We start from the raw sequence: 3,121 nt of genomic DNA, 5'->3' as shown, positions 1-3,121 counted from the left end.
TCCGTTCCTTGAGAACTCAACAGCGTGCCAAATAGTCAATGCCAGATTATTTACTGAGTCTGCATCTCGACCTCGTCTGAGGTGCAGCAATTAGCGAGGATTTTCCTTGCTCTTACATGAAGCATTCATGGAGAGTTTGATCCTGGCTCAGGACGAACGCTGGCGGCGTGCTTAACACATGCAAGTCGAACGATGAACCGGTTTCGGCCGGGGATTAGTGGCGAACGGGTGAGTAACACGTGGGCAATCTGCCCTGCACTCTGGGATAAGCCCGGGAAACTGGGTCTAATACCGGATACGACACATGAGCGCATGCTCGTGTGTGGAAAGTTCCGGCGGTGCAGGATGAGCCCGCGGCCTATCAGTTTGTTGGTGGGGTAGTGGCCTACCAAGACGACGACGGGTAGCCGGCCTGAGAGGGTGACCGGCCACACTGGGACTGAGACACGGCCCAGACTCCTACGGGAGGCAGCAGTGGGGAATATTGCACAATGGGCGAAAGCCTGATGCAGCGACGCCGCGTGAGGGATGACGGCCTTCGGGTTGTAAACCTCTTTCAGCAGGGAAGAAGCGCAAGTGACGGTACCTGCAGAAGAAGCACCGGCTAACTACGTGCCAGCAGCCGCGGTAATACGTAGGGTGCAAGCGTTGTCCGGAATTATTGGGCGTAAAGAGCTCGTAGGCGGTTTGTCGCGTCGATTGTGAAAGCCCAGGGCTTAACCCTGGGTCTGCAGTCGATACGGGCAGGCTAGAGTTCGGCAGGGGAGACTGGAATTCCTGGTGTAGCGGTGAAATGCGCAGATATCAGGAGGAACACCGGTGGCGAAGGCGGGTCTCTGGGCCGATACTGACGCTGAGGAGCGAAAGCGTGGGGAGCGAACAGGATTAGATACCCTGGTAGTCCACGCCGTAAACGGTGGGCACTAGGTGTGGGCAACATTCCACGTTGTCCGTGCCGCAGCTAACGCATTAAGTGCCCCGCCTGGGGAGTACGGCCGCAAGGCTAAAACTCAAAGGAATTGACGGGGGCCCGCACAAGCGGCGGAGCATGTGGCTTAATTCGACGCAACGCGAAGAACCTTACCAAGGCTTGACATACATCGGAAAACCCTAGAGATAGGGTCCCCCTTGTGGTCGGTGTACAGGTGGTGCATGGCTGTCGTCAGCTCGTGTCGTGAGATGTTGGGTTAAGTCCCGCAACGAGCGCAACCCTTATCCTGTGTTGCCAGCGGAGCCTTCGGGCTGCCGGGGACTCACGGGAGACTGCCGGGGTCAACTCGGAGGAAGGTGGGGACGACGTCAAGTCATCATGCCCCTTATGTCTTGGGCTGCACACGTGCTACAATGGCCGGTACAATGAGCTGCGATACCGTGAGGTGGAGCGAATCTCAAAAAGCCGGTCTCAGTTCGGATTGGGGTCTGCAACTCGACCCCATGAAGTCGGAGTCGCTAGTAATCGCAGATCAGCATTGCTGCGGTGAATACGTTCCCGGGCCTTGTACACACCGCCCGTCACGTCATGAAAGTCGGTAACACCCGAAGCCGGTGGCCTAACCCCTTGTGGGAGGGAGCTGTCGAAGGTGGGACTGGCGATTGGGACGAAGTCGTAACAAGGTAGCCGTACCGGAAGGTGCGGCTGGATCACCTCCTTTCTAAGGAGCTTCTAGGCTGCTTTCGGGTAGTCCAGAGCCACTGCGCCGGCGAGTGTCCGGCGGTGGTTTGCTCATGGGTGGAACATTGACTGCAACATTTGGTTCGCTGTTGGGTGTCTGAAGGTACGGCTGTGAAAGGTCGAATCTTCGGTTGTTGTTTGAGAATTGCACAGTGGACGCGAGCATCTGTGGCCAAGTTTTTAAGGGCGCACGGTGGATGCCTTGGTACCAGGAACCGATGAAGGACGTGGGAGGCCGCGATAGTCCCCGGGGAGTTGTCAACCTAGCTGTGATCCGGGGGTTTCCGAATGGGGAAACCCGGCAGTCGTTATGGGCTGTCACCCACTGCTGAATGTATAGGCGGTGTGGAGGGAACGCGGGGAAGTGAAACATCTCAGTACCCGCAGGAAGAGAAAACAACCGTGATTCCGGGAGTAGTGGTGAGCGAAACCGGAGGAGGCTAAACCGTATGTGTGTGATACCCGGCAGGGGTTGCGCATGCGGGGTTGTGGGAGCTTTCTTGATCGTTCTGCCGGACGGTCGGTGAGTAAGAAACCGTGTAGATAGGCGAAGGGCATGCGAAAGGCCCGGCGTAGAGGGTAAGACCCCCGTAGCTGAAATCTGTGCGGCTCACTTGAAGGTTTCCCAAGTAGCATGGGGCCCGAGAAATCCTGTGTGAATCTGGCGGGACCACCCGTTAAGCCTAAATATTCCCTGGTGACCGATAGTGGATAGTACCGTGAGGGAATGGTGAAAAGTACCGCGGGAGCGGAGTGAAATAGTTCCTGAAACCGTGTGCCTACAAGCCGTGGGAGCGTCGTGCGTGGAGCTTGCTCCGCGTGCCGTGACTGCGTGCCTTTTGAAGAATGAGCCTGCGAGTTTGCGGTGTGTTGCGAGGTTAACCCGTGTGGGGTAGCCGTAGCGAAAGCGAGTCCGAACAGGGCGATTGAGTAGCATGCCCTAGACCCGAAGCGGAGTGATCTAGCCATGGGCAGGGTGAAGCGAGGGTAAGACCTCGTGGAGGCCCGAACCCACCAGAGTTGAAAATCTGGGGGATGACCTGTGGTTAGGGGTGAAAGGCCAATCAAACTCCGTGATAGCTGGTTCTCCCCGAAATGCATTTAGGTGCAGCGTCGTGTGTTTCTTGCCGGAGGTAGAGCACTGGATAGGTGATGGGCCTTACCGGGTTACTGACCTTAGCCAAACTCCGAATGCCGGTAAGTGAGAGCGCGGCAGTGAGACTGTGGGGGATAAGCTCCATGGTCGAGAGGGAAACAGCCCAGAGCATCGACTAAGGCCCCTAAGCGTGTGCTAAGTGGGAAAGGATGTGGAGTCGCAGAGACAACCAGGAGGTTGGCTTAGAAGCAGCCACCCTTGAAAGAGTGCGTAATAGCTCACTGGTCGAGTGATTCTGCGCCGACAATGTAGCGGGGCTCAAGTACACCGCCGAAGTCGTGTCACTGCAACAA

2 rRNA genes are annotated in these 3,121 nt (G+C 56.9%); both read left to right on the top strand.

The annotated features are described in order from the left end of the window. Window positions 1-124 precede the first annotated feature (124 nt). A 16S ribosomal RNA gene (locus tag AC5WRL_RS27985) occupies window positions 125-1,652 on the top strand. 190 nt (window positions 1,653-1,842) lie between these two features. Next, window positions 1,843-3,121: ribosomal RNA gene (locus AC5WRL_RS27980) — 23S ribosomal RNA — on the top strand; the annotation flags it as partial.

This window comes from Streptomyces sp. NTD107, from assembly GCF_059510435.1.
Note: the sequence above shows the minus strand (reverse complement) of the source record. Positions and strands in the feature narration are given on the sequence as shown.